We start from the raw sequence: 658 nt of genomic DNA on the forward strand, positions 1-658 counted from the left end.
AGAAATGGAAAAGAAAAAAGCCCCATTCCTCATTTATGTGAACCCCATTTCGATATAATGGAAGCAAGCTATCTCCTGCCTCGTAATCACGGACCAACTGGATGCGTTGTTCGTTTCCCCAAGCTGAGGTTCTTTCTTTTAGCTGTGCGACCCAACGATAAACTGTCTTCAAGGAAATAACAGACGTTCGCTCACTCGAAAGCAGTTCCGGAAGTTGGCACTTGGGAATGCCCTCCAACAAAAACCTCCCTAAAAATTCCCAAATATGATTAGCGAACCTTGCCCAAGGTTTAATAAAACACGGAATAAGAGCGTGTGTATTCTTACAATCCGAACATCGAAATCTTAAAATAGGAATAATATAGGAGCGATACTTATGGTGAACCGTTCGCTCATATTTACCGTGTTTCCACAAACGTCGCCCACAACACGGACAAAAGACATCAATTTGTATATTTTCAATGGAGCTTATATAACACTTGATAGATTTAAAATAATTTAGTAAAATAGGCATATGGTATTGGAAGCTCATTTGTCCCTTCGCCGCCAAGCAAAGGGAGGACAAATGAGTTTTTCCTTTCTAAAAGATAAAAAGATTAGAGCCGACATTCTTTGTGACCATTATACCATGGTCACAAAGAATGTCGGCTCTTTTATG

General features: G+C 39.8%; 1 protein-coding gene. It reads right to left on the minus strand.

Translation table 11 applies throughout. The annotated features are described in order from the left end of the window. On the minus strand, positions 1–532 hold a 532-nt coding region (locus AC6HVZ_RS19620; protein ID WP_497559800.1), incomplete at its 3' end, for a DUF6431 domain-containing protein. Positions 533–658: the final 126 nt, after the last annotated feature.

The organism is Oceanobacillus sp. NCCP-135, assembly GCF_059698015.1.